The sequence below is a fragment of the Rhizobium sp. USDA 4016 genome, from assembly GCF_056279705.1.
This window is the reverse complement of sequence record NZ_JBWCCY010000004.1, coordinates 4030458-4055899: the sequence shown is the minus strand read 5'-3', so window position 1 is coordinate 4055899 and position 25442 is coordinate 4030458. Positions and strand designations below refer to the sequence as shown.

The 25442-nt window shown below is 57.1% G+C and carries 25 protein-coding genes; 14 read left to right on the top strand and 11 right to left on the bottom strand.

Going from position 1 to position 25442, the window contains the following annotated elements; genetic code table 11:
• Window positions 1–124: 124 nt before the first annotated feature.
• Genes leuS through holA form a run of 3 tightly spaced genes read left to right on the top strand, consistent with a single transcriptional unit; the run spans window position 125 to window position 4299 of the window.
• Window positions 125–2740 carry a leucine--tRNA ligase gene (gene leuS / locus ACZ9DP_RS35870; protein WP_476205225.1) on the top strand — a complete coding sequence of 872 codons (2616 nt, stop codon included), beginning with the start codon at window positions 125–127 and terminating at the stop codon, window positions 2738–2740.
• Window positions 2730–3251, top strand: coding sequence for an LPS assembly lipoprotein LptE (lptE, locus tag ACZ9DP_RS35865; RefSeq protein WP_194728505.1), 522 nt, complete (start codon window positions 2730–2732; stop codon window positions 3249–3251). Before leuS ends, lptE begins: the two co-directional genes overlap by 11 nt.
• 10 nt (window positions 3252–3261) lie before the next feature.
• Window positions 3262–4299, top strand: a complete 1038-nt coding sequence (gene holA / locus ACZ9DP_RS35860; RefSeq protein ID WP_074070093.1) for a DNA polymerase III subunit delta — start codon at window positions 3262–3264, stop codon at window positions 4297–4299.
• Window positions 4300–4302: 3 nt separating this feature from the next.
• Here holA and ACZ9DP_RS35855 read toward each other — a convergent pair whose 3' ends face one another.
• The 8 genes from ACZ9DP_RS35855 to hemE all read right to left on the bottom strand — a co-directional run bounded on the left by ACZ9DP_RS35855 (window position 4303) and on the right by hemE (window position 13010).
• Complete coding sequence (locus ACZ9DP_RS35855) at window positions 4303–5187, bottom strand: ParB/RepB/Spo0J family partition protein (RefSeq protein WP_476205224.1); 885 nt, start codon at window positions 5185–5187, stop codon at window positions 4303–4305.
• Window positions 5188–5206: 19 nt separating this feature from the next.
• Window positions 5207–6001, bottom strand: coding sequence for a ParA family protein (locus ACZ9DP_RS35850; RefSeq protein WP_022718400.1), 795 nt, complete (start codon window positions 5999–6001; stop codon window positions 5207–5209).
• Window positions 6002–6020: 19 nt separating this feature from the next.
• A complete protein-coding gene (gene rsmG / locus ACZ9DP_RS35845) occupies window positions 6021–6638 on the bottom strand; it encodes a 16S rRNA (guanine(527)-N(7))-methyltransferase RsmG (RefSeq protein ID WP_476205223.1) in 618 nt (205 codons plus the stop codon).
• Window positions 6639–6659: 21 nt separating this feature from the next.
• Window positions 6660–8534, bottom strand: a complete 1875-nt coding sequence (mnmG, locus tag ACZ9DP_RS35840) for a tRNA uridine-5-carboxymethylaminomethyl(34) synthesis enzyme MnmG (protein ID WP_476205221.1) — start codon at window positions 8532–8534, stop codon at window positions 6660–6662.
• Window positions 8535–8571: 37 nt separating this feature from the next.
• Window positions 8572–9888, bottom strand: a complete 1317-nt coding sequence (gene mnmE / locus ACZ9DP_RS35835) for a tRNA uridine-5-carboxymethylaminomethyl(34) synthesis GTPase MnmE (RefSeq protein ID WP_476205220.1) — start codon at window positions 9886–9888, stop codon at window positions 8572–8574.
• A gap of 89 nt (window positions 9889–9977) precedes the next feature.
• Window positions 9978–11243 carry a transcription termination factor Rho gene (gene rho / locus ACZ9DP_RS35830; protein ID WP_022718404.1) on the bottom strand — a complete coding sequence of 422 codons (1266 nt, stop codon included), beginning with the start codon at window positions 11241–11243 and terminating at the stop codon, window positions 9978–9980.
• 192 nt (window positions 11244–11435) lie between these two features.
• Window positions 11436–11972: a protoporphyrinogen oxidase HemJ gene (gene hemJ / locus ACZ9DP_RS35825; protein ID WP_074070477.1), complete on the bottom strand. Its 537-nt coding sequence runs from the start codon at window positions 11970–11972 to the stop codon at window positions 11436–11438.
• Between the two features lie 3 nt (window positions 11973–11975).
• Window positions 11976–13010 (bottom strand): uroporphyrinogen decarboxylase, encoded by a 1035-nt coding sequence (gene hemE, locus ACZ9DP_RS35820; RefSeq protein WP_476205218.1) that lies wholly within the window; start codon window positions 13008–13010, stop codon window positions 11976–11978.
• Window positions 13011–13411: 401 nt separating this feature from the next.
• Here hemE and ACZ9DP_RS35815 point away from each other — a divergent pair, with 401 nt between their 5' ends.
• Genes ACZ9DP_RS35815 through dnaQ form a run of 5 tightly spaced genes read left to right on the top strand, consistent with a single transcriptional unit; the run spans window position 13412 to window position 17034 of the window.
• The gene (locus ACZ9DP_RS35815) at window positions 13412–14233 is read left to right on the top strand and encodes a pyruvate, water dikinase regulatory protein (protein ID WP_074066108.1); all 822 of its coding nucleotides are present in this window, start codon (window positions 13412–13414) and stop codon (window positions 14231–14233) included.
• Window positions 14234–14267: 34 nt separating this feature from the next.
• Entirely contained in the window at window positions 14268–14867 is a 600-nt protein-coding gene (locus tag ACZ9DP_RS35810; protein ID WP_194728512.1) for a Maf-like protein, read from the top strand.
• Window positions 14860–15720, top strand: a complete 861-nt coding sequence (locus tag ACZ9DP_RS35805) for a shikimate dehydrogenase (protein ID WP_476205217.1) — start codon at window positions 14860–14862, stop codon at window positions 15718–15720. Before ACZ9DP_RS35810 ends, ACZ9DP_RS35805 begins: the two co-directional genes overlap by 8 nt.
• Window positions 15717–16328: a dephospho-CoA kinase gene (gene coaE, locus ACZ9DP_RS35800; RefSeq protein ID WP_194728513.1), complete on the top strand. Its 612-nt coding sequence runs from the start codon at window positions 15717–15719 to the stop codon at window positions 16326–16328. The genes ACZ9DP_RS35805 and coaE overlap by 4 nt, the downstream gene beginning before the upstream one ends.
• Window positions 16321–17034: a DNA polymerase III subunit epsilon gene (dnaQ, locus tag ACZ9DP_RS35795; RefSeq protein WP_476205216.1), complete on the top strand. Its 714-nt coding sequence runs from the start codon at window positions 16321–16323 to the stop codon at window positions 17032–17034. The genes coaE and dnaQ overlap by 8 nt, the downstream gene beginning before the upstream one ends.
• A gap of 50 nt (window positions 17035–17084) precedes the next feature.
• On the opposite strand, the gene secB is transcribed toward dnaQ, so the two are convergent.
• Both secB and ACZ9DP_RS35785 read right to left on the bottom strand, forming a co-directional pair.
• The gene (gene secB / locus ACZ9DP_RS35790; RefSeq protein ID WP_074066113.1) at window positions 17085–17561 is read right to left on the bottom strand and encodes a protein-export chaperone SecB; all 477 of its coding nucleotides are present in this window, start codon (window positions 17559–17561) and stop codon (window positions 17085–17087) included.
• An 81-nt stretch (window positions 17562–17642) separates the two neighbouring features.
• Window positions 17643–18152 carry an FxsA family protein gene (locus ACZ9DP_RS35785; protein WP_074066114.1) on the bottom strand — a complete coding sequence of 170 codons (510 nt, stop codon included), beginning with the start codon at window positions 18150–18152 and terminating at the stop codon, window positions 17643–17645.
• 126 nt (window positions 18153–18278) lie between these two features.
• Between ACZ9DP_RS35785 and ACZ9DP_RS35780 the strand changes: the two genes are divergently transcribed.
• The 5 genes from ACZ9DP_RS35780 (at window position 18279) to gyrB (ending at window position 23598) form a co-directional block, all read left to right on the top strand.
• Window positions 18279–18980 (top strand): Tim44/TimA family putative adaptor protein, encoded by a 702-nt coding sequence (locus tag ACZ9DP_RS35780; protein WP_028740146.1) that lies wholly within the window; start codon window positions 18279–18281, stop codon window positions 18978–18980.
• Entirely contained in the window at window positions 18977–20095 is a 1119-nt protein-coding gene (gene mltA, locus ACZ9DP_RS35775; protein ID WP_476205214.1) for a murein transglycosylase A, read from the top strand. The genes ACZ9DP_RS35780 and mltA overlap by 4 nt, the downstream gene beginning before the upstream one ends.
• A complete protein-coding gene (locus ACZ9DP_RS35770) occupies window positions 20092–20655 on the top strand; it encodes a Smr/MutS family protein (RefSeq protein ID WP_476205213.1) in 564 nt (187 codons plus the stop codon). The genes mltA and ACZ9DP_RS35770 overlap by 4 nt, the downstream gene beginning before the upstream one ends.
• On the top strand, window positions 20652–21029 hold the full coding sequence (locus ACZ9DP_RS35765; RefSeq protein WP_022718415.1) for a helix-turn-helix domain-containing protein: 378 nt from the start codon (window positions 20652–20654) through the stop codon (window positions 21027–21029). Before ACZ9DP_RS35770 ends, ACZ9DP_RS35765 begins: the two co-directional genes overlap by 4 nt.
• Before the next feature lie 133 nt (window positions 21030–21162).
• Window positions 21163–23598 (top strand): DNA topoisomerase (ATP-hydrolyzing) subunit B, encoded by a 2436-nt coding sequence (gyrB, locus tag ACZ9DP_RS35760; protein ID WP_476205212.1) that lies wholly within the window; start codon window positions 21163–21165, stop codon window positions 23596–23598.
• Between the two features lie 53 nt (window positions 23599–23651).
• Here the strand turns inward: gyrB and ACZ9DP_RS35755 are convergent, their stop codons facing one another.
• Window positions 23652–24245 carry a nitroreductase family protein gene (locus ACZ9DP_RS35755; protein ID WP_074066118.1) on the bottom strand — a complete coding sequence of 198 codons (594 nt, stop codon included), beginning with the start codon at window positions 24243–24245 and terminating at the stop codon, window positions 23652–23654.
• A 234-nt stretch (window positions 24246–24479) separates the two neighbouring features.
• Here ACZ9DP_RS35755 and ACZ9DP_RS35750 point away from each other — a divergent pair, with 234 nt between their 5' ends.
• Window positions 24480–25322, top strand: a complete 843-nt coding sequence (locus ACZ9DP_RS35750) for a fumarylacetoacetate hydrolase family protein (RefSeq protein ID WP_476205211.1) — start codon at window positions 24480–24482, stop codon at window positions 25320–25322.
• Window positions 25323–25442: the final 120 nt, after the last annotated feature.

The window sequence follows — 25442 nt, the reverse complement described above, 5'->3', positions numbered from 1 at the left end:
TCTGCCAAAAAGCAGTTTGCTGCGAGGGAGGGACGCTTGTAGTACCCGCAAAACTTGACGCTACAGCGGTTTCATGGTGAAGGTCACCACCAACCTCCCCTGATTTTCCGGAAATTCGAATACCATGGCTACCGAACGTTATAATCCGCGCGATGCCGAGCCCCGCTGGCAGCAAAAATGGAACGAGGCGAAGGTCTTTGAGACCGACAACGCCGATCCGCGCGAAAAATACTATGTACTTGAAATGTTTCCCTATCCGTCGGGCCGAATTCACATGGGCCATGTGCGCAACTACGCCATGGGTGACGTCGTGGCCCGTTACAAGCGGGCCCGGGGTTTCAATGTCCTGCACCCGATGGGCTGGGATGCCTTCGGGATGCCGGCGGAAAACGCTGCCATGGAGCGCGGCGTCCATCCGGCGTCCTGGACCTACCAGAATATCGACTCGATGAAATCGCAGTTGAAGGCCATGGGGCTTTCGCTCGATTGGAGCCGGGAATTTGCCACCTGCGACGTGGAATACTACCAGCATCAGCAGCATCTTTTCCTGGATTTCCTGGAGAAAGGCCTGGTCTACCGGAAGCAGTCGAAAGTCAATTGGGACCCGGTCGACAATACCGTGCTTGCCAATGAACAGGTTATCGACGGCCGCGGCTGGCGTTCGGGTGCTCTGGTCGAGCAGCGGGAACTCACGCAGTGGTTCTTCAAGATAACCGATTTCAGCCAGGATCTGCTTGACGCTCTGGATACACTCGACCAGTGGCCGGAGAAAGTTCGTCTGATGCAGAAGAACTGGATCGGCCGCTCCGAGGGTCTGATGATCCGCTGGGAAATCGTGCCGCAGACGGCGCCTGCCGGCGAAACCGAGGTGACGGTTTATACCACACGTCCCGACACGCTGTTTGGCGCCTCCTTCCTTGCGATCGCAGCTGACCACCCCCTGGCAAAGGATGCTGCCGCGGCAAATCCAGCTCTCGAAGCCTTCTGCGAAGAATGCCGCCGGGCTGGCACCTCGCTGGCAGCTCTTGAGACGGCCGAGAAGAAGGGCATGGATACCGGTATCCGGGTCAAACATCCGCTTGATTCATCGTGGGAACTTCCGGTCTATATCGCGAATTTCGTGCTGATGGACTATGGCACGGGCGCTATTTTCGGCTGCCCGTCCGGCGACCAGCGAGACCTCGATTTCGCGCGCAAATATGGTTTGCCCGTTGTTCCGGTGGTCATGCCGAAGGACGGCGATGCCGCAACCTTCACGATCGGTGACACCGCCTACGACGGCGACGGCGTGATGATCAACTCCCGCTTCCTTGACGGCAAACCGACGGACGAAGCCTTCAGGATCGTTGCCGACCGCCTGTCGGGCACGATGCAGGGCGAACGCAAGGTGAATTTCCGCCTGCGCGACTGGGGCATTTCGCGCCAGCGCTATTGGGGCTGCCCGATCCCGGTCATCCATTGCGATGCCTGCGGTGTCGTGCCGGTGCCGAAGACGGACCTGCCCGTGAAGCTGCCGGCAGACGTAACCTTCGATCAGCCAGGCAATCCGCTCGACCGCCACCCGACCTGGCGGCATGTCGCCTGCCCAACCTGCGGCAAGGACGCCCGGCGCGAAACGGACACGATGGACACCTTCGTCGATTCGAGTTGGTACTTCACGCGCTTTACGGCACCTTGGGAAGGTGTCCCCACCAATCCGGCCGTCGCAAACCGTTGGCTTCCCGTCGATCAGTATATCGGCGGCATCGAACATGCCATTCTGCATCTGCTCTATTCGCGTTTCTTCACGCGTGCGATGCGCGAGACCGGCCATGTTGACGTCAAGGAGCCATTCAAGGGCCTCTTTACCCAGGGCATGGTCGTCCATGAGACTTACAGCCGCGGTTCGGGCATGATCCGCGACTGGGTGGCGCCTGCAGATATCCGTATCGAAGAGATCGAGGGCAAACGTCGCGCCTTCCTGCTGGAAGGGGGCGAGGAGGTCTCAATTGGATCGATCGAGAAAATGTCGAAGTCCAAGAAGAACGTCGTCGATCCGGATGACATCATAGCTTCCTACGGCGCTGACACGGCGCGGTTCTTCGTTCTCTCGGATTCACCGCCCGAGCGTGATGTGATCTGGTCGGAAGCAGGTGTCGAAGGGGCACATCGCTTCACGCAGCGCCTCTGGCGCTTGATTTCCGAAGCATCCGAAGCCCTGGCTTCCATATCGCCGAATCCGGCTAAGGATGGAGATGCGCTTTCGATCTCCCAGGCAGCCCATAAAACCTTGAAGGCTGTCCAGAACGACTACGACAAGCTTTGGTTCAACAAGGCCGTCGCGCGCATCTATGAACTCGTGAATATTTTGTCAGGCCCGCTGGCGAAAGTAGCCGCAGGCGAGGGCGACGTCGCCTATTGCGCCGCTGTTCGTAACGCGGCGGAAATTCTGGTTCAGCTCGTTGCACCCATGACGCCGCACCTGGCGGAAGAATGCTGGGCGGCGCTTGGCAACAGCGAGATGCTCGCCCGCACCCCTTGGCCCGTCTATGACGAAGCTCTGGTCGTGGAGAATGACGTCGTGTTGCCCGTCCAGATCAATGGCAAGAAACGCGCCGAATTGACAATTTCTAAAGACGCAGATCAGAATGCCGTGACACAGGCGGTCTTGAAACTCGACGCCGTCATCAATGCGATGAACGGTCAGGCGCCGAAGAAAATTATTGTGGTTCCGCAAAGGATTGTGAACATTGTCGTTTGATATCGCTCCCAGGCTCGCACGCGGCGCCGCAATCACCGCCGTCCTTGCGTTTGCGGCCTTGCTCTCCGCCTGCCAGGTTCGTCCCCTTTACTCGGAAACGTCAGGAGTTGCCGGGAAGCTCGCTTCCGTCGGTTTTTCGGACGCAACGACTCGTGTCGAACAGGAAGTTCGCAACCGACTGATCTTCCTTGCTACGCGCGGCGCCGGCGAGCCCGTCAAGCCGGCCTACGAGGTAGAGCTTCATGTGCGGTCTGATGTCGTTGACGCACTTCTTGTCGAATCTTCCGACGAGTCGCGCGCCGGTCGCGTGACCGTCAGCGTGGATTACACGCTGCAGGCGACGGCGGACGGCCAGGTCATCAAGTCGGGTAACCGCTACGCCACGGCGCTTGTCGATTTCCCGATCCAACAGTTTGCCAAGCAGCGCGCAATCCGCGATGCCGAGAACCGCGCGGCACGCGAGGCTGCCGAGCTTGTCGGCTTGGATATTGCCGGCGCGCTCGGTCGCTGAGGAAAAGGGTGTGGCGGAAATTAAATCTCACGAATTTGAAGGCTTTCTTCAACGTTCGGTTTCCGCCTACCGCATCTTCGTCATCTACGGGCCGGATCGTGGCCTGGTTTCCGAACGGGCGGGGCAAATAGCCGGTAAAAGCAGCGTTGCTCTGGATGATCCTTTTTCGCTTGTCAAACTCGACATCGGCGACCTACAGAAGGATCCCGGGCGCCTGCTGGATGAGGCGGGTACTATCGGGCTTTTCGGAGGAGAAAAACTCCTTTGGGTACGGGGCGCGGCGAATGAAAAATATCTGGTCGACGCCCTCGACCACCTTTCCCAAAAGCCGCTCGACGCAACGTCCATCATCGTCGAAGCCGGAGATCTGAAGAAGGGCTCTCTTCTTCGCAAGCTTGCCGAAGGCACGCGCAGCATCGTTGCGATCCCCTGTTATTCGGATGATGCACGCGCCTTGAATGGTTTGATCGACAATGAGTTGGCATCGGAAGGCCTGCGCATCACGCCTGCCGCACGGCAGGCTTTGATCGGACTAATCGGCGGTGATCGCATCGCTTCACGCAATGAGGTCAGAAAACTCGCCCTCTACTGCCGCGGCATGGAGACGATCGAGGAACATCATGTGACCGAGATTATCGGCGACGCCAGCGCCATTTCGGTCGACGACGCCGTGGACGCCATTTTAAGCGGAAACACCGGCAATTTCCTGCATGCCATGCAGAAGATCACGACATCCAAGACGGCTGTCTTCCTCGTCATCCAAGCTTGCCTGAAACAGTTTCAGCTTCTGGACGCGATGCGCGCAGAAATGGACGAAAAGCGGCTTCAGACAGCTCAGGTTATGCAGACCCATGGTCGCCATCTACATTTCCGGCGCAAACCGATTATCGAACAGGCGCTACGCACCTGGAATGCCGACGCCATCAGCCGTGAAACAAGCAGGCTGCAGTCGGCGATCCTGCAGACAAGAAGGCGTCAGAGCCTGGAGGACAGCATCGCGCTGCAAACATTGCTGTCCACAACGCTTCAAAGCGGGCGAAAAGGCTAAGGTTTACCGCCGCTCAAGGAGCCGGCAGATTTCTTCAAGCTGCTCCAGCGATTTATAGGCAATGCGGATCTGGCCGCCGCTGGACTTGTGATTGATGGTAACATCAAGGCCAAGTGTATCGGAAAGCGTGCGCTCGAGCGCCAGTGTATCAGAATCCTTCTGATCACGTGGAGCAGCCGCACGCTGCGGCTCGGATTGCGCCTTGATATCGTTCTGCGCGAGCTTTTCGGCATCGCGGACGGACATTCCCTTCGAGACGATCGTGCGGGCAAGGGCCGTCGGATCCGATGTTGGAACCAGTGCACGTGCATGCCCCGCCGACAGACTGCCGGCGGCAAGAAAGTCACGGACAGGCTCTGGAAGCTTGAGCAGGCGCAGAGAATTTGCGACATGGCTTCGGCTTTTGCCGATGATCTCGCCCAGGTCGTTCTGAGTATAGCCGTATTCGGCGATAAGCTGCTCGTAACCCAACGCCTCTTCGAGGGGGTTGAGATCCGATCGCTGAACATTCTCGACGATCGCAATCTCTAGCGCCGTCTTGTCGTCGACATCGCGGATGATCACCGGAATTTCGACAAGGCCCGCGAGCTGGGCAGCGCGCCATCTTCTTTCGCCGGCTATTATTTCATATTGGTTTGTTGCAAGCGTACGAACAACGATTGGCTGGACGATGCCATGCTGGCGAATAGAGCTGGCAAGATCGTGCAACTCGCTATCATCAAAAAAGCGCCGCGGATTGCGCGGGTTCCGGCTGACAAATTCGATCGGGATGAGACGGTCTGCACCTACACCGCTCTTTTCACCATCGACAGGCACCGGCTGATCCATTTCGCCGATCAGCGCAGCAAGTCCGCGACCTAAACGTCTCTTCGATATATCGTCATTCATGGCAATACTCACTTGAAGCTTAAGCGGCGAGACGCTGGCGTTCACGCTGGATGACCTCGGAGGCCAGCTGAAGATATGCCTGGCTACCGGCGCATTTCAAATCATAAAGGATCGCAGGCTTACCATATGAGGGCGCTTCGGAAACCCGGACATTGCGCGGGATAAGCGTGTGATAAACTTTCTCGCCGAGATGCGTCCGAACGTCGCTCACCACCTGCTGGGCAAGATTGTTTCGCGCATCGAACATCGTCAGCACGATACCCTGGATATCCAAACGCGGATTTACCGTTCGCCGCACCTGATCAACCGTCTCCAAGAGCTGACTTAACCCCTCCAATGCGAAGAATTCGCATTGTAACGGAACCAAAACGGAATGTGCCGCAGCCATTGCGTTCATCGTCAAGAGGTTGAAAGAAGGCGGGCAGTCCAACAATATATAAGTAAATTCAAAGGCTTGAGGAGTTGTGAGTGCCTTGCGGAGCTTGAATACCCGATCGCTCTGCTGAGCGATTTCCATTTCGATACCGAGCAAATCCATTGTCGATGGCACGATCGAAAGATTTGGGACAGCTGTGGGCAAAGACGCCTCCGTCACCCCGGCCTCGCCAATCAGCAAATCATAAGAAGAGAGTTTGCGATCTTTCCGATCGATCCCGAGACCAGTGCTTGCGTTACCTTGCGGGTCCAGGTCGACGATCAGGACTCGTTCGCCGATGGCAGCCAACGCGGTTGCCAGATTAATGGCTGTGGTCGTCTTTCCAACACCACCTTTTTGATTTGCTATTGTAATAATCCGGTTTCGTTCAAAGGCCATGGCCGCATCATCCGAACTGTTAAACCAAGCGTTGGAGATTGAAGATCTCGAGAATGACCGAATCTCGCTCGACAACGCTTCGGTGTTCTAGCAGATCAAAACGCCATCGACCACGTGCCGTGGCAATTTCAGCAGCGTAATCCCGGCCTTTATGAAAAAATGCACGGGTATTTCTATTGCGAAGCATCCAGGGCTCCGCAAAGTCGCATAGTTTATCGAGATCGGCGAGGGCCCGTGCGGAGATAGCCTCGCAGGACGGGACAAAATCCGGTCCATCCTCAATGCGGATCGAATGCACAGAACCGCGTGCGCCCGTCTCGCGAAGGGCCAACCTGAGGAAAGACGCTTTCTTGTTGTTGCTTTCAATAAGATGAGCCCATCCATCACCAAGCTCGGCCAGAAAGATAGCGGTGATCACGCCGGGAAATCCGCCGCCGCTACCCATATCCACCCACCGTTTTGGGCCGGGACTCAATTGAAAGATTTGAGCGCTGTCGGCGACGTGTCTTTGCCATGCATCATTCAACGTCGAGGGAGCGGCGAGATTGATGGATTTGGACCACTTGCTAAAGAGAGCAACAAAATGCTCCAGTCTGTCTTGTGTTTCACGTGAAACACTTTGACCGTTCAACTCCATGGAAGACTCTCAAAACGTGTGTTAGGCGACCGACCGCTGTGCAGCCTCTATCTTTCGCAAAACAACGAGCAGAAGAGAGATAGCCGCGGGCGTCATACCATCAATCTTTGCAGCTTGAGCGACACTGAACGGTCGCTGCCTGCCAAGCTTCTGCTTGAGCTCATTCGAAAGGCCAGCAAGCGTGGAGTAGTCGAAATCGTCTGGGATGAGGCGATTCTCGTCACGTTGGATATCAATAATATCCGAAGACTGCCGGCGCATATAGACGGCATATGAAGCTTCGATCTCCACGGCCTGCGCGATCGGCTTGCTCAACGCTTGAAGTTCGGGCCATACATTTGACAGCAGCCCCATGTCGAAATCGGGGTAGGCGAGTAGCTCGTAGGCCGAACGTCTCTGCCCATCCAAATTGATCTTCAAGCCATACTTCCGGGCATCATTCGGCGTAATATGCAATGCCCTCAGCTGTTCTCGCGCACCATCAAGGGCTCCTTTGTATTCGTGGAATTTGGTGCGACGAGCCTCTCCCAGGCATCCGATCTCGTCCGCAATCGGAGTGAGCCGCATATCTGCGTTGTCCGCACGCAGAGAAAGGCGGTATTCCGCGCGTGAGGTGAACATGCGATAGGGCTCGGCAACGCCCCTAGACGTCAGATCGTCAATCATGACGCCGATGTAGGAGTTCGTGCGGCTCAGATAGACCGGTGTTTGGTTGCCTGCCCGGCGCGCGGCATTAAGACCCGCCACGAGCCCTTGGGCCGCTGCCTCCTCGTAACCAGTCGTTCCGTTGATCTGCCCTGCGAGGTAAAGCCCCGGCATTCGCTTCGCCTCGAGAGCAGGCGTCAGCTCACGCGGATCGACGTGATCATATTCGATCGCATAGCCAGGTTGGATGATAGAAACCTTTTCAAGGCCCGGTATCGTACGGATGAAATCATCCTGCACCTCTGCCGGCAGCGACGTCGAAATGCCATTGGGATAGACTGTATCGTCGTCCAAGCCTTCTGGCTCGAGGAAAATTTGATGCCCGTCCCGCTCGCCGAACTTCACGATTTTGTCCTCGATTGACGGACAATAACGCGGTCCAACGCCCTCGATCTGCCCGGAATACATTGCCGAACGATGCAGGTTGTCCTGAATGAGTTTATGTGTGGCAGCCGTGGTGCGCGTTACCCCACATTCAATCTGGGGATTCGTAATTGCACCGGTCATGAATGAGAATGGCGTTACCTCTTCATCTGCGCCCTGTCGGCCGACAGATGCCCAATCAATCGTTTTTGTGTCAAGACGGGCTGGCGTGCCTGTCTTGAGGCGGCCGAGCCGAAGCCCCAGGCGCGACAATGTTCCAGACAAACCGAGAGACGGATCTTCGCCGACACGGCCCGCCGGGATCTTCTTATCCCCGATATGAATAAGCCCGCGCAAGAAGGTACCTGTCGTAAGAACGACGGCGCCGCAGCTTAGAATCCGGCTATCTTTCATGACGACGCCCGTGATGCGGCCGTCTGATATATCAAGATCAAAGGCATCACCTTCGATAACCTCGATATTATCAATAGCTTCGATTGCTGCTTGCATTGCAGCCCGATAGAGCTTCCGATCGGCTTGGGTGCGCGGGCCGCGGACTGCCGGGCCTTTTTTGCGATTCAGCATCCGGAACTGGATACCGGCGGCATCGGCCATACGACCCATGAGACCGTCCAGCGCATCCACCTCCCGGACCAGGTGGCCTTTACCAAGACCGCCAATCGCAGGGTTGCAGGACATGACCCCGATCGTGTCGCGCCGATGCGTCACCAGGGCAGTGCGCGCGCCGACGCGGGCTGCTGCGCTGGCCGCTTCGCAACCTGCGTGACCACCTCCGATCACAACGACGTCGTATTGATAGACACTCATTTCGCTTTCTCGCACGCTTCCAGATGTTTCACGTGAATCATTTTCCAATGCAAAACTCTGAGAAGATCACATCGAGCAAATTCTCAACATCGACGCGCCCTGTAATCCTGCCCAAGGCGTTGCCTGCGATACGAAGGTTCTCGGCTCTAATGTCGAGCTCCGCCGACGGATCCGCCAAAGCTGCCTCGATCGCCTTCAGACATTCCGCAAGCGAATCCTTTTGCCGCTTGCGGCTTGGGATCGCTAAGCTTTGGCCGCTGACCTGCCGCTCCAGCCGCTCGGCGATGGCGGCGCGAAGCGCGACCAATCCCGCATCCGTGACGGCAGATATCGTCAGATCGTAGGCGTCCGGACCATTTCCCGCGGATATATCGGCCTTTGTCCCGACTCGCAAGACTTCCGTATTGGCGATTGGCGGACGCGCATTCGTACCATCGGCCATATCCTCGAGATAGAGGACAAGACTCGCTTCAGAGATGACCTGCTCCGCGCGCCGGATACCCTCCCGCTCCACGAGTTCATGTGCTTCCCGCAAACCTGCCGTGTCATAAAGCTTTACGAGGAAGCCATTGATATCGAGATCGACGTGAAGAACATCACGCGTGGTTCCCGCGATGTCCGTCACGATGGCAACCTCTCGCCGAGCAAGCGCATTCATCAGGGTCGATTTTCCGGCATTCGGCGCGCCCGCGATAACGACCTTGAAGCCATCGCGAATAATCTCGCCGGCCTTCGCGTGGGCGAGATGGTTTGCTATCTCTGCCTGTAGTCCGCCAACATCATCCCAGACCAGATCCGATACCGAACCGGGTACGTCATCTTCATCGGCAAAGTCGAGTTCGGCTTCGATCAGGGCGCGAGCCCGCGTCAATCGTTCCGCCCACGAATCGTATAGTTGGGAAAGCTTCCCCTGGCTATGCTCGACCGCCAGACGTCTTTGCATCTCCGTTTCTGCGGCTATGAGATCGGCCAGACCCTCGATCTCCACGAGGTCGAGTTTGCCGTTTTCAAAAGCCCGACGCGAGAATTCACCTTCGGCCGCCATGCGCACGCCGTCGATCGTCTCCAGTTCCTCGAATAGCGCATTAATGACGGCTCGGCTGCCATGCAGCTGGAGCTCGGCGCAGTCTTCGCCTGTAAAAGACGCCGGAGATGGAAAGAAGAGCACTAAACCGCTATCGATGATTGAACCGTTACGCAAACGAATCGTTCGCAGCGACGCCTTGCGCGGCGGTGGAACGTCGCCGGTCAACAACTGCAGAGCATCGCGCGTCTTCACACCACTGAGGCGGATAACCGCAACGCCGGAGGGGACTGCTCCGCTCGACAGTGCATAGATGGTTTCGTTCGACATCCTCGGTTACTCTGGCCGCGCGGATTCCTCAAAAACCGAAAGCCGGCCACGGAGAATGACCGGCTTCATATCAGACATCCGGCTATCTATTATGTGTTCATCGACTCGAAGAAATCCGGATTACTCTTCGTCTGCTTCAGCTTGTCGATGAGAAACTCGATCGCGTCGGTCGTTCCCATGGGGGCAAGAATACGTCGAAGCACGAAGATCTTCTGCAGGTCTTGACGCGGGACAAGCAGGTCCTCCTTGCGCGTGCCGGACTTCAGAATATCCATCGCCGGGAAGATGCGCTTGTCCGCTACCTTACGATCGAGAACGATTTCCGAGTTACCGGTGCCCTTGAATTCTTCGAAAATGACTTCATCCATACGGCTGCCGGTATCAATGAGCGCCGTCGCGATAATCGTCAGGGAGCCGCCTTCTTCGATGTTACGGGCAGCGCCGAAGAAACGCTTCGGCCGTTGCAGAGCGTTTGCATCGACACCACCAGTCAGAACCTTACCGGAGGACGGCACCACGGTGTTGTAGGCGCGTCCGAGGCGCGTGATCGAATCAAGCAGGATGACGACATCGCGCCCGTGTTCGACAAGCCGCTTTGCCTTTTCGATCACCATCTCGGCGACCTGCACGTGACGCACAGCTGGCTCGTCGAATGTGGAAGATATCACTTCGCCGCGCACCGAACGCTGCATGTCCGTCACTTCCTCAGGACGTTCATCGATCAGCAGAACGATCAGGTAGCATTCCGGATGATTTGCAGTGATCGAGTGCGCAATATTCTGCAGAAGAACGGTCTTACCGGTTCTGGGCGGCGCGACGATGAGACCACGCTGGCCCTTACCAAGCGGCGCCACGAGATCGATGACGCGCGAAGACAGATCCTTCGATGTCGGAACGTCGAGTTCCATCTTGAATCGTTCATTCGGATAAAGCGGCGTCAGATTGTCGAAGTGAACCTTATGACGGATCTTTTCCGGATCGTCGAAATTGATCGTGTTCACCTTGAGAAGAGCAAAATAGCGCTCGCCTTCCTTCGGACCGCGGATCGGTCCCTCGACCGTATCGCCAGTTTTAAGCGAGAAGCGGCGGATCTGCGAAGGGGAAATATAGATATCGTCCGGACCCGGCAGATAGTTGGCGTTTGGCGAACGCAGGAAGCCGAAACCATCCTGCAGGACTTCCACGACGCCTTCGCCGATGATCTCGACATCCTGGCTCGCGAGAACCTTCAGGATCGCAAACATCAGTTCTTGTTTGCGCATGGTGCTTGCATTTTCGACCTCGAGCGATTCGGCGAACGCCAGAAGATCGGTCGGGGATTTACTCTTAAGTTCCTGAAGCTTCATTTCAGCCATGAAGTGACCATTACTCTATATTTCGAAGGGGGAAGGCTATGTTGCGTCGTTTCGGTGTTGCGAAAGGGCTCGCAGACGACTGAACTCAAAACACATGCCACGAAGATGAGATGGGCGGAAAATAGCGACTAAGATAAGACCCCGCAAGGGGGCTTCTAAAAATGAAGTAAATTTAAACGGCGCCTGTTCACGTCAAAACGGCTTAACGACGACAAGGATGACAATCAGGATCATCAGCAGCGTCGGCGCTTCGTTCATGAATCTCCAATACCGCGCTGAGCGTCGGTTTTCGTCACGGGCAAAAGCGGCGACCGCTCGGCTGAAAAACATGTGAACGGCCGTCAGGAGCACGACGAGGGCAAGCTTCACATGCAGCCAGCCGCCCTGAAAACCGTAGACAGACCAAGCCAGATACAAGCCGAAGACCCAAGTCAGCATCATCGCCGGGTTCATGATCACCTTCAGCAGACGTCGCTCCATGATCTTGAAGGTCTCCGACTGCAAGGAACCTGGCTCCGCATCCGTATGGTAGATGAACAGCCGCGGCATGTAGAACAGCCCGGCCATCCAGGAGATCACCGCGATGATGTGCAGTGCCTTGATCCAAAGGTAGAGGTCGTCCGGGTTCCATACGAACAGCCCGACAGCAAGCAGCACAAAGAGGGCGAGGGCAAAATGCGCTCGTCGCCGCGCGTAGCTACCGGGTCGCTGATCCGTCTGCCTTTCCATCATTCAATTCCCGCCGCGGCGAACGCGCTCGACAAGCAGGCGAACATTTTCCGGATCGGCCTGCGGCGTGATTCCATGACCGAGGTTGAAGATCAGCGGCCCGCCACCGAGATGCGCCAAGATTTCGTCGATACCCTCCTCAAGCGCCCGCCCGCCGGCAACAACCCTCATCGGATCAAGGTTACCTTGAACCGCTCCCTCCTTTTGAAGCTCAGCAGCAAATTCAAGCGGCACCGACCAATCAAGGCCAATCGCGTCAGCACCGGTCTTCTGCCTGTAGGTCTTCAAAAGATAGCCCGCACCCTTGGCGAACGAGATGACCCGCGCATTCGGATGCCGTGCCTTGATAGCGGCAATCATCCGAGCAACTGGCTTGACTGCGAAAGCCTCGAATTCCTTTTCCCCAAGAACACCGGCCCAAGAATCGAAAATCTGCACGGCATCAGCGCCGGCATGTATTTGCGTCAGCAGATACTCGGCGGAGATATCCGCAAGCAGCATCAACAGCCGTTCAAACGCTTTTGGATACTGGTAGGCGAAAAGCCTCGCAGGCGCTTGGTCAGGTGTTCCGTGGCCCGCAATCATGTAGGTTGCCACCGTCCAGGGCGCACCACAAAAGCCGAGAAGCGTCGTTTCTTCCGGGAGCTCGGCGCGCAACCGCCGCACTGTCTCAAAGACCGGCTTCAGATAGTCGATAACTCCCCCCGCATCCAGACGTGAAATTCCAGCCTCGTCGATCGGGTCCATCTCTGGACCATGGCCTTCCGTAAAACGCACATTGCGCTTCATGGCATCGGGAATGACGAGAATGTCAGAGAAGAGGATCGCCGCGTCGAAGCCGTAGCGGCGGATGGGCTGCAGCGTCACTTCGACAGCCTGTTCCGGTGAATAACAAAGATCGAGGAAGCTGCCGGCCTTTGCACGCGTTTCCCGGTATTCCGGCAGATAACGACCTGCCTGTCTCATAAGCCAGACCGGCGGAGGGGAGAGAGTTTCGCCGTCGAGAACTCTCATGATTTTCCGGCGTGTTTCGCTCAAGCGCTTCGTCCCTATAAAAATCTAAAGATATTTTAAAAGGTTTCTATTTCTTAGAGTCGGTGTCTATCAAGGATTAAAATCCATCCACTGGTGATGCCAAATGTCACGCGCATCAACAATATCGGGACAACATCGACAGCCTTCCATGGCATTTTTTGGAGAACCTCGAATCTAAAAGTGATTCCAAAAACTTGTCTCGAAAGCTGAGGCGTTTCTTTCTGTGGATATCTTGTGTAGTCTAGATGAGCTCTTCAGCGCGGGCCACAAATCCACAGGCCGCCTGCAGTACCCTCCAGAAAATCCGAAATGTGGATAAGGGGCCATGTTTTCCCTTGCCTCAAGCCATGCCGGTCCCTTAGCTCTTTCCCATCCAGTCTTTTCAACAGGCAGCAGAAAATAGCGTGGAGAACCGCACGAACTTCTTCCATCTGCATCTGATTTCTGACTCGACCGGTGAGACTCTGATCTCAGCCGGCCGCGCTGCATCCGCCCAGTTCAAATCTGCCCAAGCGGTCGAACACGTCTATCCGTTGATCCGCAACCGCAAGCAGCTGCTTGCGGTTCTCGATTCGATCGACAACGAGCCAGGCATTGTTCTTTACACCGTCGTCGATCGGGAACTCGCTGCGCTGATCGATGAGAGGTGCGTCGAGATGGGCGTCGCCTCAGTCAATGTGCTTGAGCCTGTGATGGCCGCTTTCCAGCTTTATCTCGGGGCTCCGCTGCGGCGCCGTGTCGGCGCTCAACATGTTATGAATGCCGGCTATTTCGCGCGCATCGAGGCGCTCAACTTCACCATGGATCACGACGACGGGCAAATGCCCGAGGACTACAACGACGCCGACGTCGTCATCATCGGTATCAGCCGTACGTCCAAAACGCCGACGAGCATCTATCTCGCCAATCGCGGCATCAAGACAGCGAACATTCCGATCGTCTATGACGTGCCTTTGCCAGAAGCGCTTTTCACTGCAACGAGGCCGTTGATCGTCTGCCTCATAGCAACGACGGATCGGATATCGCAAGTGCGTGAGAACCGGGTGCTCGGTGCGACGCCCGGCTTCGATCGTGGTCTATATACGGATCGAGCCGCGATCTCCGAAGAACTGAAATATGCCCGCTCGCTCTGTGCGCGGCATAATTGGCCGTTGATCGATGTGACCCGTCGCTCCATCGAAGAGACGGCGGCCGCGATCGTTGCCCTGCGCCCCAAGCTGCGCTAAGCGCTGACATTATGAACCACGAGCTATGAGACGCATGACATCGAAACTGATTCTTGCCTCCTCCAGTCCATTCCGGCGGATGCTGCTTAAAAATGCCGGCCTGGAGTTTGAAGCGCATGCGCCAAAGATAGACGAGCGCGCAATCGAAGCACCGCTCGAACGAGAGGGCGCATCTCCAGATACTGTAGCCTTGGTGCTTGCAAGGGCTAAAGCAGACGAGGTGAGCGGCCGGTTTCCGGACGCGCTCATCATCGGCTCGGACCAGACCATGTCGCTTGGCGATCGTGTGTTTCACAAGCCGCACGACATGGCTGACGCCGCCAATCATCTGAGATTACTCTCGGGACAAACACATCGTCTGAACAGTGCGATCGCCATCGTCCGAAATGGTGCACTTCTATGGGAGCATGTGTCACATGCGTCGCTGACGATGCGCGTTCTGTCGGCGGATTTCATATCGCGCCATCTTGCACGCGTTGGCAACACGGCGCTTGGCAGCGTTGGCGCCTATCAGCTGGAGGGCGAGGGAATTCAACTTTTCAGCCAGATCGACGGCGACTACTTCACGATCCTTGGCCTGCCGATGTTGCCGCTGCTCGCGAAACTAAGGGAATTGGGTGCGATTGATGGATGATTCACGTGAAACATTCGGCCCGAATGCCTTTGTCACCGGCTTCCCGGTGCGGCACTCACGTTCGCCTTTGATCCACGGATACTGGCTGAAAAAGCTTGGGCTTCGCGGAAGCTACCGCGCATACGAGGTTGCTCCCGCCGATTTTGCAGCATTCATTGGATCGCTCAAGGATCAAAGCTCGGGCTTTATCGGCGGCAATGTCACCATCCCGCACAAGGAGTTGGCCTGTCAGCTCGCCGACAGGCCGGACGAACTCTCCCAGGAACTCGGGGCATCCAACACGTTATGGCTGGAGGAAGGAAAACTCCATTCGACCAATACCGACGGTCACGGATTTACCGCCAACCTGAACGCGCGCCACCCTGGCTGGGATAAGCACGAGACCGCAATAATACTCGGTGCAGGCGGCGCCAGCCGGGCGGTCATACAGGCCGTGCGCGACCGCGGCTTCCGGGAGATCCATGTCGTCAACCGAACCGCGGCTCGCGCGCAGGAACTTGCCGATCGTTTTGGAGAAAAAGTCTATGCGCATCCGATGGGAGCGCTCGCGGAGGTCATGAAAGGTGCGGGTCTTTTCGTCAATACGACATCGCTCGGTATGGACGGCGAAACAGCACCGGCAATCGATTTTTCGCCGCTCGACGTTAACGCGGTCGTCACAGATATCGTCTATGTGCCGCTGAAGACACCCTTGCTGAAACAAGCCGAGGAGCAGGGTTTCGCGATCGTGGATGGACTTGGTATGCTGCTTCATCAGGCTGTGCCGGGCTTCGAGAAATGGTTCAGCAAGCGGCCGGTGGTCGATGACGAGCTTCGTGCACTCGTCGTCGCAGATATGGAAAAACACAGATGATCCGGATCGGTCTCACGGGTTCCATAGGGATGGGGAAATCAACTGCGGCAAAGCTCTTTGCCGAAGCCGGTATTCCCGTCAATGATTCCGATGCTGTGGTCCACGAGCTTTATGCCGGCGAGGCAGCGCAGTTGATCGAAGCCGAATTCCCGGGCACCGTTCGGAACGGCGTCGTCGACCGTCAGGAACTTGGCCGTCAGCTTTCGCGCCGACCAGATGGCTTCAAAACGCTCGAAGCAATCGTTCATCCGCTGGTTCGCCAGCGCGAAACGGAATTCGTGGAACGCGAAAAAGCGCGAGGATCGGAGATAATCCTGCTCGATATCCCGTTGCTTTTCGAAACTGGTGCCGAGACCCGAGTCGACATAGTCGTGGTCGTGAGCTGCGATCTACAGATTCAACGCGATCGGGTGCTTGCGCGACCGGGCATGACCGAGGAAAAATTCAATATGATTCGCTCGCGCCAGACCCCGGACGCCGAAAAGCGGGAGCGTGCCGATTACGTCATCGACACGGGGCACGCCATCGAAATTACGCGGGCGAGGGTGAGTGAAATCATCGCGGTCTTGAAAGCGCGGATCGCGAAGGGAGATTTCCGGAATGCGTGAAATCATTTTCGACACGGAAACCACCGGTCTCGACAGCCGCATGGATCGCATCATCGAAATCGGCGGCATCGAGCTTTTGAACCATTTCCCGACCGGCCGCACGATCCATATCTATATCAATCCGGGAGATCAGAAAGTTCATCCCGATGCGCTCGCCGTTCACGGCATTACCGACGAGTTTTTGAAGGACAAGAAGCCTTTCTCCGCAGTGGTTGAAGAGATCATCGAGTTCTTCGGTGACGCAAGGTGGATCGCGCACAACGCGACCTTCGATATGGGTTTTGTCAATGCCGAACTCGCTCGCCTTGGCATACCGCCGGTCCTGCCGGAGAGGGTCGTCGATACGCTTTCTCTCGCTCGGCGCAAACATCCGATGGGACCGAATTCGCTCGATGCCCTCTGCCGCCGCTACGGCATAGACAACTCACACCGCACAAAACACGGTGCACTTCTCGACTCCGAACTGCTTGCCGAGGTCTATATAGAGATGATCGGCGGGCGTCAGACCGCTCTCGGTTTGAGCGTTGCGGCAACAAGCGGGGCAGGCGACGCCGAGATTGTTCTGGAGGAGGCCGATGGCATCGGTTTGGAGCGGCCCCGGCCACTCGCCCCGCGCCTTAGCGAAGCGGAAGCTCAGGCTCACGATGCGTTGATTGCCGCCCTCGGCAGTAAAGGCATCTGGGCCAGATACGATCGCCCAAATTAAAAATGCCCGGGCTTTGACCCGGGCACCGCAGTCAAATCACGTGCTTCGAATCAATTTGTCTGCACCTTTGCGCGCGTCTGCTCTTCGGCGACGCGTTGCGCAAACATCTGTGCGAAGTCGATCGGGTCGATCATCAGCGGGGGGAAGCCGCCATTACGCGTAACATCGGCAACGATCTGGCGGGCAAACGGGAAGAGCATGCGCGGGCATTCGATGAAGAGAACCGGCAGCATGTGTTCTTGCGGGAAGCCGGCAACGCGGAAGACGCCGCCGTAAACGAGTTCGGCATGAAAGACCGTCTTGTCGCCATCCTTGGCCTCGGCGTTGAGCGACAGCACAACGTCGAAATCCGTATCCGAAAGCGGATTGGCATTGACGTTGACGTTGATATTGATCGCCGGAGCCTTGTCGCGCGCTTGAAGCGAACGCGGCGCACCCGGATTTTCGAAGGAAAGGTCCTTCGTGTACTGAGCGAGAATGGTGAGGCTCGGGCTTGTCGTGCCGCTGCCGTTGTTTTCATCAGCCATTGGATTTTCCTCGAGGGGCATTGGATGTTGCCGCCATCTAACATTTCGGGAAAAGGCTTACAACCCTGGGCGAATCCGTCTCTACTCGCCGAGCCGCTTGCCTGACCAGGGAGACTTGTTGTTAGGCTCGCGGCGATAATCGTCCTCGTCAAGATCAACAACTTTTGAATCCGGCTTGGATTGGTTGCTGAATCCGGACGATTGCGACGCGGTAGAGCCTCTCTTCGTCTCAACGATAACGAATCGTTTGCGGATGTAGTTCCAGGCAAGATCACGAACGGCCGGGATGAAAAGCGCGATGGCGATGATGTCTGAAATAAATCCCGGAACGATGAGAAGCAGCGACGCGATGACGAGCATGGCTGGCCGCAGAAGTTCCCGGCCAGGTAATACGCCGGTTCGCCCCTCGGTCGACATACGCTGCAGGATGCCTATACCCTGGCGACGAAGCAGAGCCATGCCGATTACAACACTCAGCACGACGAGACCAAGGGTCGCCAGCAGGCCGACTGCGCGCCCGACGATTACGAAGCCCGCTATCTCCGCCAGCGGCAGCAGCAGCACAAAACCTGGAAGCATTGCAAGTCGCATCGTCTCTCCAACCGGCGCTCGCCGGGCCTCAATGGCAATCGCAAGATTGCGGCTATTTGAATCATCTGTCTATGCGGACTATATGGGAGTACAAATCATAGATGTTAACGGTGGCTGCGGCACGATATGAGTTCAAACGACTTCATCACTTTGTTTTTCCTTGTGGCGGCGGTGCTGATTTTTTTCCAGCTCCGCAGTGTTCTGGGACGCCGCACGGGAAATGAGAAGCCGCCGCGCGATCTCTTTACGCCGCGCGATGCCGCCGGTCCTGAGCATTCCGATGCCGGCAAGGTCGTGACGCTTCCGCGCCGCGATACGCCTGCAGAAGAAGAAGGCCGCTTTGCAGTGGTCGACGCTTTTGCGCCCCCCGGTACGCCGCTCAATGAGCCTCTCCGTGCGCTCAGTAAAGCCGATCCATCCTTCGCACCTAAGGAATTTTTGAACGGCGCGAAGATGGCTTACGAAATGATCGTCATGGCTTATGCCGACGGTGACAGAAAGACGTTGAAGAATCTTTTGTCCCGCGAGGTCTATGAAGGTTTTGATGCGGCCATCGCAGATCGCGAGGCCAAGGGCGAGAAAGTGAAATCCACCTTTGTCGGCATCGATAAGGCGGACATCACACAGGTGGAAGTCAAAGGCAGCGAGGCACAGATTACGATCCGTATCGCCAGCCAGCTGATCTCCGCGACCTACGACAAAGCTGACAAGCTGATTGAAGGCGATGTCGAGAACGTTGCCGAAGTCAACGACATCTGGACCTTTGCCCGCGATACGCGATCGCGCGATCCCAATTGGAAACTCGTGGCAACCGAATCGGAAACATGAGTGACGATAAAGCGGGCTTCGTTCTGCAAGCTGTCGGTTTCGATGAACTCAAGGGCTGGAAGGATGATGATCCCTCCAGCCTTTTTGAAGTCATGGAAGCGTGCCGCAGCCAAATTACCGGCAAACCCTACCGCACCGGATCGCTCGGCCTGAGCACCGACGATCTTTTGCCTCTGCTCGACGCAGCCCGAAATGCGAAACCCGCATCTGCTTCTGATGCCCGATCCTTCTTCGAGCAGAACTGTCGGCCGTTTTTTATCAGAAAACTGGACGGCAGCCGGGGTTTCGTTACCGCTTTTTACGAACCGGAAATCGCCGTTTCCGACAAGCTCGATTCTACTTATCGCTTCCCGTTTTACCGGCGACCCGATGATCTGATCGACCTCGACAATAGCAACCGCCCCGTAGGCCTCGATTCATCCTATGCCTTTGGTCGCCTCCGGGATGGAGAGATAAGCGCCTATCCCGACCGGCAGGCGATCGACCAAGGCTTCCTCGACGGTCGAGGCCTTGAAATCGCCTGGGCGAAATCCAAGATCGATGTCTTCTTCGTGCATGTGCAGGGCGCGGCGCGACTGCGCTACCCGGATGGACGGACGGCGCGTATCACATATACGGCAAAGGCCGGGCATCCTTTCTCCGCTATCGGCAAGCTGTTGGTCGACCGCGGCGAAATCGACCGTGCGAACATTTCCATGCAGTCGATTCGCGCCTGGCTCGCAGCGCATCCAGAGCAGGTCGATGATGTTCTCTGGCACAATCGATCCTATATTTTCTTCCGCGAGGCGCCGGTTGCCGCTTCCAAAGCTGGACCAGTTGCTGCAGCGAAAGTGCCGTTAGTCGCCGGACGGTCGCTTGCCGTCGACCGCCTGATACATACCTTCGGTTTTCCCTTCTTCATCCGTTCTGAAAGCCTGACCCATCTTGATAAGGGTAGGCCATTCCAGCGTTTGATGCTTGCCTTGGACACTGGCTCTGCGATCGTCGGTCCTGCGCGTGGCGATATTTTTACGGGTTCCGGCGATGAAGCGGGCGAATTGGCGGGTACGGTGCGCAACGACGCAGACTTTGCCATCCTCATTCCGAACACTGCGGCTGGACGGTTCGGCCGATGACGAGAGACCGCAAGCTCAGCACAGACGAGAGAATCCTATGGGGCAAGGTTGCGCGCAGTACGCGGCCGCTCGCCGGCAAGAAGGGTGAGTTTACTGAACTCGATGCCTTTCTTGTGGAAACCGAAGCCGAGGTCGGGAATGCCGTCCAGAAATCGTCTGCTGAAACGGAAATACAAGCTGCAGCGCTGCCCACGGCAGCGAAGCAGCCTTCCGGCACCCACCATCCACTGGAGCGGCCCGTCAAACGCAAGATCGCCAAAGGCAGGCTGGCACTAGAGGCGCGTATCGATCTCCACGGCCTCGTGCAAAGCCAAGCCCATGTCATGCTTCTCGATTTCCTCATCCGCGCGCATGAGCGCGGCATGCGGCACGTGCTGGTGATCACCGGCAAGGGCAGTTCGATGGGGAGCGAAGGTGCGTTGAAACGGGCTGTACCGCTCTGGTTTTCGAAGCCGGAATTCCGCTATCTGATCTCGTCTTACGAAGCGGCTGCGCACCACCACGGCGGCGAGGGCGCGCTTTATATCCGGCTCTCCCGGCGGCAGGGGGACAGGTCATGACACCGTTCGGCGAAGCTGTTCGAAAACTTCGGGCGCGCAAAGGCGTGTCGCAGAAGCAGATGGCAGCGGCGCTCAACGTCTCGCCTGCCTATCTCTCCGCACTCGAACATGGAAAACGCGGCTTGCCGACCTTCGACCTGCTTCAGCGGATCGCCGGCTATTTCAACATCATCTGGGATGAAGCTGAGGAACTCTTCCTGCTCGCCCGCGCATCGGACCCGCGCGTGGTGATTGATACCGCAGGTCTACCCCCCGAATACACGGCTTTTGCCAATCGTTTGGCGGGCCGGATTCGCAACCTTGACAGTGCAGCTTTGGCCGAGCTAGCGGCTACGCTTGAAAATCTCGGCAAAGCTGACGGAAAAGCGTCATAATCCCCTGCTTTATGCCGGATTCCCAGGCGCTGCCATTGGGAATGGCGTCCAAAAACCCTATATTCCGAAATGAAAAAGGCCGGTGATTCGCAAGGCTCTCCGGGCTCCTACAACAGGGAAATTCAAAGACAGCATGACCGATATATCAGCGACGGAAAACGGCGTTAACACCGAATATGGCGCGGATTCCATCAAGGTCCTCAAGGGACTTGATGCCGTGCGTAAGCGCCCCGGCATGTATATCGGTGACACCGACGACGGTTCCGGCCTGCATCACATGGTTTATGAAGTCGTCGACAACGCAATTGACGAGGCGCTGGCCGGCCATGCCGACATCGTCACCGTGGCGCTCAACCCCGACGGCTCGGTCACCGTGACCGACAACGGCCGCGGCATTCCAACGGATATACACACCGGCGAAGGTGTTTCCGCAGCCGAAGTCATCATGACGCAGCTTCATGCCGGCGGTAAGTTCGACCAGAATTCCTACAAAGTTTCCGGCGGCTTGCATGGCGTCGGCGTCTCGGTCGTCAACGCGCTTTCGGTCTGGCTGAAACTGAAGATCCGCCGGCAGGGTAAGATTCATGAAATGAGCTTCACGCATGGCGTTGCCGATGCGCCACTCAAGGTGACGGGTGACGCGGGCAGCGACACAGGCACGGAAGTCAGCTTCATGCCGAGCACCGGAACCTTCACGATGACGGACTTCGATTACGGCACGCTGGAGCACCGCCTTCGCGAGCTTGCCTTCTTGAATTCCGGTGTCCGCATTTTGCTGACAGACAAGCGTCATTCGGACATCAAGCAGGAAGAAATGCGTTATGACGGCGGCCTTGAGGCCTTCGTTTCCTATCTCGATCGTGCCAAGAAACCTCTGGTCGACAAGCCTGTCTCTATCCGCGGCGAAAAGGATGGAATTACCGTCGAAGTCGCAATGTGGTGGAACGACAGCTATCATGAAAATGTGCTCTGCTTTACCAACAATATTCCACAACGCGACGGCGGCACGCATATGGCCGGCTTCCGCGCCGCGCTGACGCGCCAAGTTGTGTCCTATGCCGATAGCTCCGGTATTACCAAGAAGGAGAAAGTCACACTCCAGGGCGAAGACTGCCGCGAGGGCCTGACGGCTGTCCTTTCGGTGAAGGTGCCGGATCCGAAGTTCTCGTCGCAGACGAAGGACAAGCTGGTTTCCTCGGAAGTTCGTCCGGTCGTCGAAAGCCTCGTCAATGAAGCGCTCAGCACATGGTTTGAAGAGCATCCGAGCGAGGCCAAGGTGCTCGTCGGCAAGGTCGTAGAGGCCGCCGCGGCCCGCGAAGCGGCCCGTAAGGCCCGCGAACTGACGCGCCGCAAAGGTGCGCTCGATATCGCCTCGCTGCCCGGCAAGCTCGCCGATTGCTCCGAGCGCGACCCTGCGAAGTCTGAAGTGTTCCTCGTCGAGGGTGACTCCGCGGGCGGCTCTGCAAAACAGGGACGGTCCCGTGAAAACCAGGCGATCCTGCCTCTGCGAGGCAAGATTCTCAATGTCGAGCGTGCCCGCTTCGACAAGATGCTCTCCAGCCAGGAAATCGGCACGTTGATTACCGCGCTCGGCACGGGCATCGGCAAGGACGAGTTCAGCGCCGACAAGCTTCGCTACCACAAGATCATCATCATGACGGATGCCGACGTCGACGGTGCCCACATCCGCACGCTTCTGCTGACATTCTTCTTCCGCCAGATGCCGGAGCTGATCGAGCGCGGCCATCTCTACATCGCCCAGCCGCCGCTCTACAAGGTTTCGCGCGGCAAGTCCGTTCAGTATGTGAAAGACGAAAAGGCGCTAGAAGATTATCTGATCGGCCAGGGCCTTGAGGATGCGGCGCTGAGGCTCGCAAGCGGCGAAGTCCGCGCCGGTCAGGATCTGCGCGAAGTTATCCTCGATGCATTGCGCCTGCGTGCGTTGCTCGAAAACCTGCATTCCCGTTACAATCGCGCTGTCGTTGAGCAGGCGGCAATCGCCGGGGCACTGAACGCCGAAGCGGCCAGCGATCGTGCCAGGGCCGAACAGCTCGCGACTGATGTCGCCAAGCGACTAGACATCATCGCCGAGGAAACCGAGCGCGGCTGGGAAGGCGGCCTGACCAGCGAAGGCGGGTTGCGGCTTGAGCGAATGGTGCGCGGCGTCAAGGAAGTCGTCGTGCTCGACATGGCGCTGATTGGATCGCAGGACGCGCGTCAAATTGATCAGCTCTCGTCACGCCTCAAAGAAATCTACCAGAGCCCACCGGCGCTTTCGCGCCGCGACGGAGATACCGAGATTTCCGGTCCGCGCGCGCTCCTCGATGCAATTTTTGCCAGCGGCCGCAAGGGACTGACGATGCAGCGCTACAAGGGCCTTGGCGAAATGAATGCCGAGCAGCTCTGGGAGACGACGCTCGACCCGAACGCCCGTTCGCTGCTACAGGTCAAGGTAAACGACGCGACGGATGCCGATGGCCTTTTCGCCCGGCTGATGGGCGACGAAGTCGAGCCGCGCCGCGAATTCATTCAAGATAACGCGCTCAGCGTTGCAAATCTCGATATCTGATTGATGTCTTGTACAAAAAGGCGCGTTCATGGCGCCTTTTTCTTTCGACAGAATCAATTAGCAATGAATTTTCCGTTGAAAGCCACCTCCGCAAGCGGCATGCGTTGGCTTGGCACTTCGCGTGCCTGGTTGCGCTCGGACAGAACGCTCTTGTCGCCAAGTCGGCCGATGGCTATCCCGGCCTCGACGCGATAGCCTTCCGGAATGGCGAAGGCTAGCCTGATTTCATCATGTTTGATTCCGCCCATGCCATGGGCGTAGAAGCCTGAAAAGCGTGCCTGCAGGGCGAGATGCCCCCACGAGGCACCAGCGTCGAACGAATGCGTATAGCGCGGTTTGTTCTCCGAGAAAGCGCCACTGAAACTGCGTGAGACAACAAAGATCAGCGCGCAAGCATTCTTTGCCCATTCCTGGTTCGATTCGACGAGCAGGCTAAGATGCTTCTCGAAATGTTCCGTGCCCTTAAGGGCGTAGATGAAGCGCCAAGGCTGCTGGTTGCCGGAAGACGGCGCCCAATGAGCTGCGTCAAGGATCGTCAGCAATTGCTCTTCGGCTATGATTTCGCCGGTGAAAGCACGTGGCGACCAGCGATCGAGAAACATCGCATCGATCGGATATTCGGATGTGCGGCTATTGGCTTCGGTCATCTTATTTCCGGGTAGTGGTTGAGGGGGCTGGAGCGAATGATATTGCCTGCCAATAGAACTTTGCAAGCAAACCCGTTGCCGCAGATGCTTCTCCCATCATTCAATCCGGCGCGCCAATTCAGTTCCGGCGAAATTTTTAACAATGCGTACCGCTTCAGCAAAAAGCCGTAATGACACGCTTAGTCGACTGGTCCATAGGTGATGGTAGTCCGTTTTCGATGAGGAGGAGATTTTATGAAGCTGATGCGCGTTGGCGAACCGGGTCGTGAAAAACCGGCGCTACTCGATTCCGATGGCAAGATCCGCGACCTTTCGGCGCATGTTTCCGACGTCGCTGGTGAGGCGATTTCGCCCGCCGGCCTGGCAAAAATCGCAGCCCTCGACGCGAAAAGCCTCCCGGAATTGGCTCCGGGCCGCATTGGTGCCTGTGTTGCAGGCACGGGCAAATTCATCTGTATTGGCCTGAATTTCTCTGATCACGCTGCCGAAACGGGCGCAACAGTTCCGCCGGAACCGATCATTTTCATGAAGGCCACCTCCGCGATCGTCGGTCCCAACGATAACGTCGTCATCCCGCGTGGTTCCGAAAAGACTGATTGGGAGGTCGAACTCGGCGTTGTGATCGGAAAGACCGCAAAATATGTCACCGAGGCCGAAGCGCTGGACTACGTTGCCGGCTATTGTGTCTCCAATGATGTCTCGGAGCGCGCATTCCAGACGGAACGCTCCGGCCAGTGGACGAAGGGCAAATCCTGCGACACCTTTGGGCCAATTGGGCCCTGGCTCGTTACCAAGGACGAGATCGCCGATCCGCAGAATCTCGGCATGTGGCTGAAGGTCAACGGCCAGATGATGCAGAACGGCTCGTCGAGGACGATGGTCTTCGGGGTCGCTTATCTGGTCTCCTATCTCAGCCAGTTCATGTCGCTGCAGCCTGGCGATGTCATTTCCACCGGTACGCCGCCGGGCGTGGGCATGGGTTTGAAGCCGCCGCGTTACCTCAAGGCTGGTGATGTCGTCGAACTTGGAATCGAAGGCCTCGGCACGCAGAAGCAGACCTTTGTCGCGGATCGCTGAAGCTGTCCGATCTTTAATAATTGTGAGCGTATCAGTTGCCGGGAATCACTTTTCCCGGCATTTCTTTTTTGCGATGCGGATGCCTGTGTTGCTATGCAACAAATAAGCCTGTTACTCTCA

Bases quoted from the DNA above. Each gene is read 5' to 3' on its own strand.
- ACZ9DP_RS35850 (WP_022718400.1), bottom strand. From the start codon at position 6,001: ATGGCCTTTGAACGAAACCGGATTATTACAATAGCAAATCAAAAAGGT.
- ACZ9DP_RS35785 (WP_074066114.1), bottom strand. From the start codon at position 18,152: ATGCGACTTGCAATGCTTCCAGGTTTTGTGCTGCTGCTGCCGCTGGCG.
- ACZ9DP_RS35770 (WP_476205213.1), top strand. From the start codon at position 20,092: ATGACGAGAGACCGCAAGCTCAGCACAGACGAGAGAATCCTATGGGGC.
- rsmG (WP_476205223.1), bottom strand. From the start codon at position 6,638: ATGGAGTTGAACGGTCAAAGTGTTTCACGTGAAACACAAGACAGACTG.
- ACZ9DP_RS35855 (WP_476205224.1), bottom strand. From the start codon at position 5,187: ATGAATGACGATATATCGAAGAGACGTTTAGGTCGCGGACTTGCTGCG.
- gyrB (WP_476205212.1), top strand. From the start codon at position 21,163: ATGACCGATATATCAGCGACGGAAAACGGCGTTAACACCGAATATGGC.
- ACZ9DP_RS35805 (WP_476205217.1), top strand. From the start codon at position 14,860: ATGGATGATTCACGTGAAACATTCGGCCCGAATGCCTTTGTCACCGGC.
- ACZ9DP_RS35765 (WP_022718415.1), top strand. From the start codon at position 20,652: ATGACACCGTTCGGCGAAGCTGTTCGAAAACTTCGGGCGCGCAAAGGC.
- ACZ9DP_RS35780 (WP_028740146.1), top strand. From the start codon at position 18,279: ATGAGTTCAAACGACTTCATCACTTTGTTTTTCCTTGTGGCGGCGGTG.
- ACZ9DP_RS35750 (WP_476205211.1), top strand. From the start codon at position 24,480: ATGAAGCTGATGCGCGTTGGCGAACCGGGTCGTGAAAAACCGGCGCTA.
- mnmG (WP_476205221.1), bottom strand. From the start codon at position 8,534: ATGAGTGTCTATCAATACGACGTCGTTGTGATCGGAGGTGGTCACGCA.
- dnaQ (WP_476205216.1), top strand. From the start codon at position 16,321: ATGCGTGAAATCATTTTCGACACGGAAACCACCGGTCTCGACAGCCGC.
- ACZ9DP_RS35810 (WP_194728512.1), top strand. From the start codon at position 14,268: ATGACATCGAAACTGATTCTTGCCTCCTCCAGTCCATTCCGGCGGATG.
- rho (WP_022718404.1), bottom strand. From the start codon at position 11,243: ATGGCTGAAATGAAGCTTCAGGAACTTAAGAGTAAATCCCCGACCGAT.
- leuS (WP_476205225.1), top strand. From the start codon at position 125: ATGGCTACCGAACGTTATAATCCGCGCGATGCCGAGCCCCGCTGGCAG.
- mltA (WP_476205214.1), top strand. From the start codon at position 18,977: ATGAGTGACGATAAAGCGGGCTTCGTTCTGCAAGCTGTCGGTTTCGAT.
- hemJ (WP_074070477.1), bottom strand. From the start codon at position 11,972: ATGGAAAGGCAGACGGATCAGCGACCCGGTAGCTACGCGCGGCGACGA.
- coaE (WP_194728513.1), top strand. From the start codon at position 15,717: ATGATCCGGATCGGTCTCACGGGTTCCATAGGGATGGGGAAATCAACT.
- mnmE (WP_476205220.1), bottom strand. From the start codon at position 9,888: ATGTCGAACGAAACCATCTATGCACTGTCGAGCGGAGCAGTCCCCTCC.
- secB (WP_074066113.1), bottom strand. From the start codon at position 17,561: ATGGCTGATGAAAACAACGGCAGCGGCACGACAAGCCCGAGCCTCACC.
- ACZ9DP_RS35755 (WP_074066118.1), bottom strand. From the start codon at position 24,245: ATGACCGAAGCCAATAGCCGCACATCCGAATATCCGATCGATGCGATG.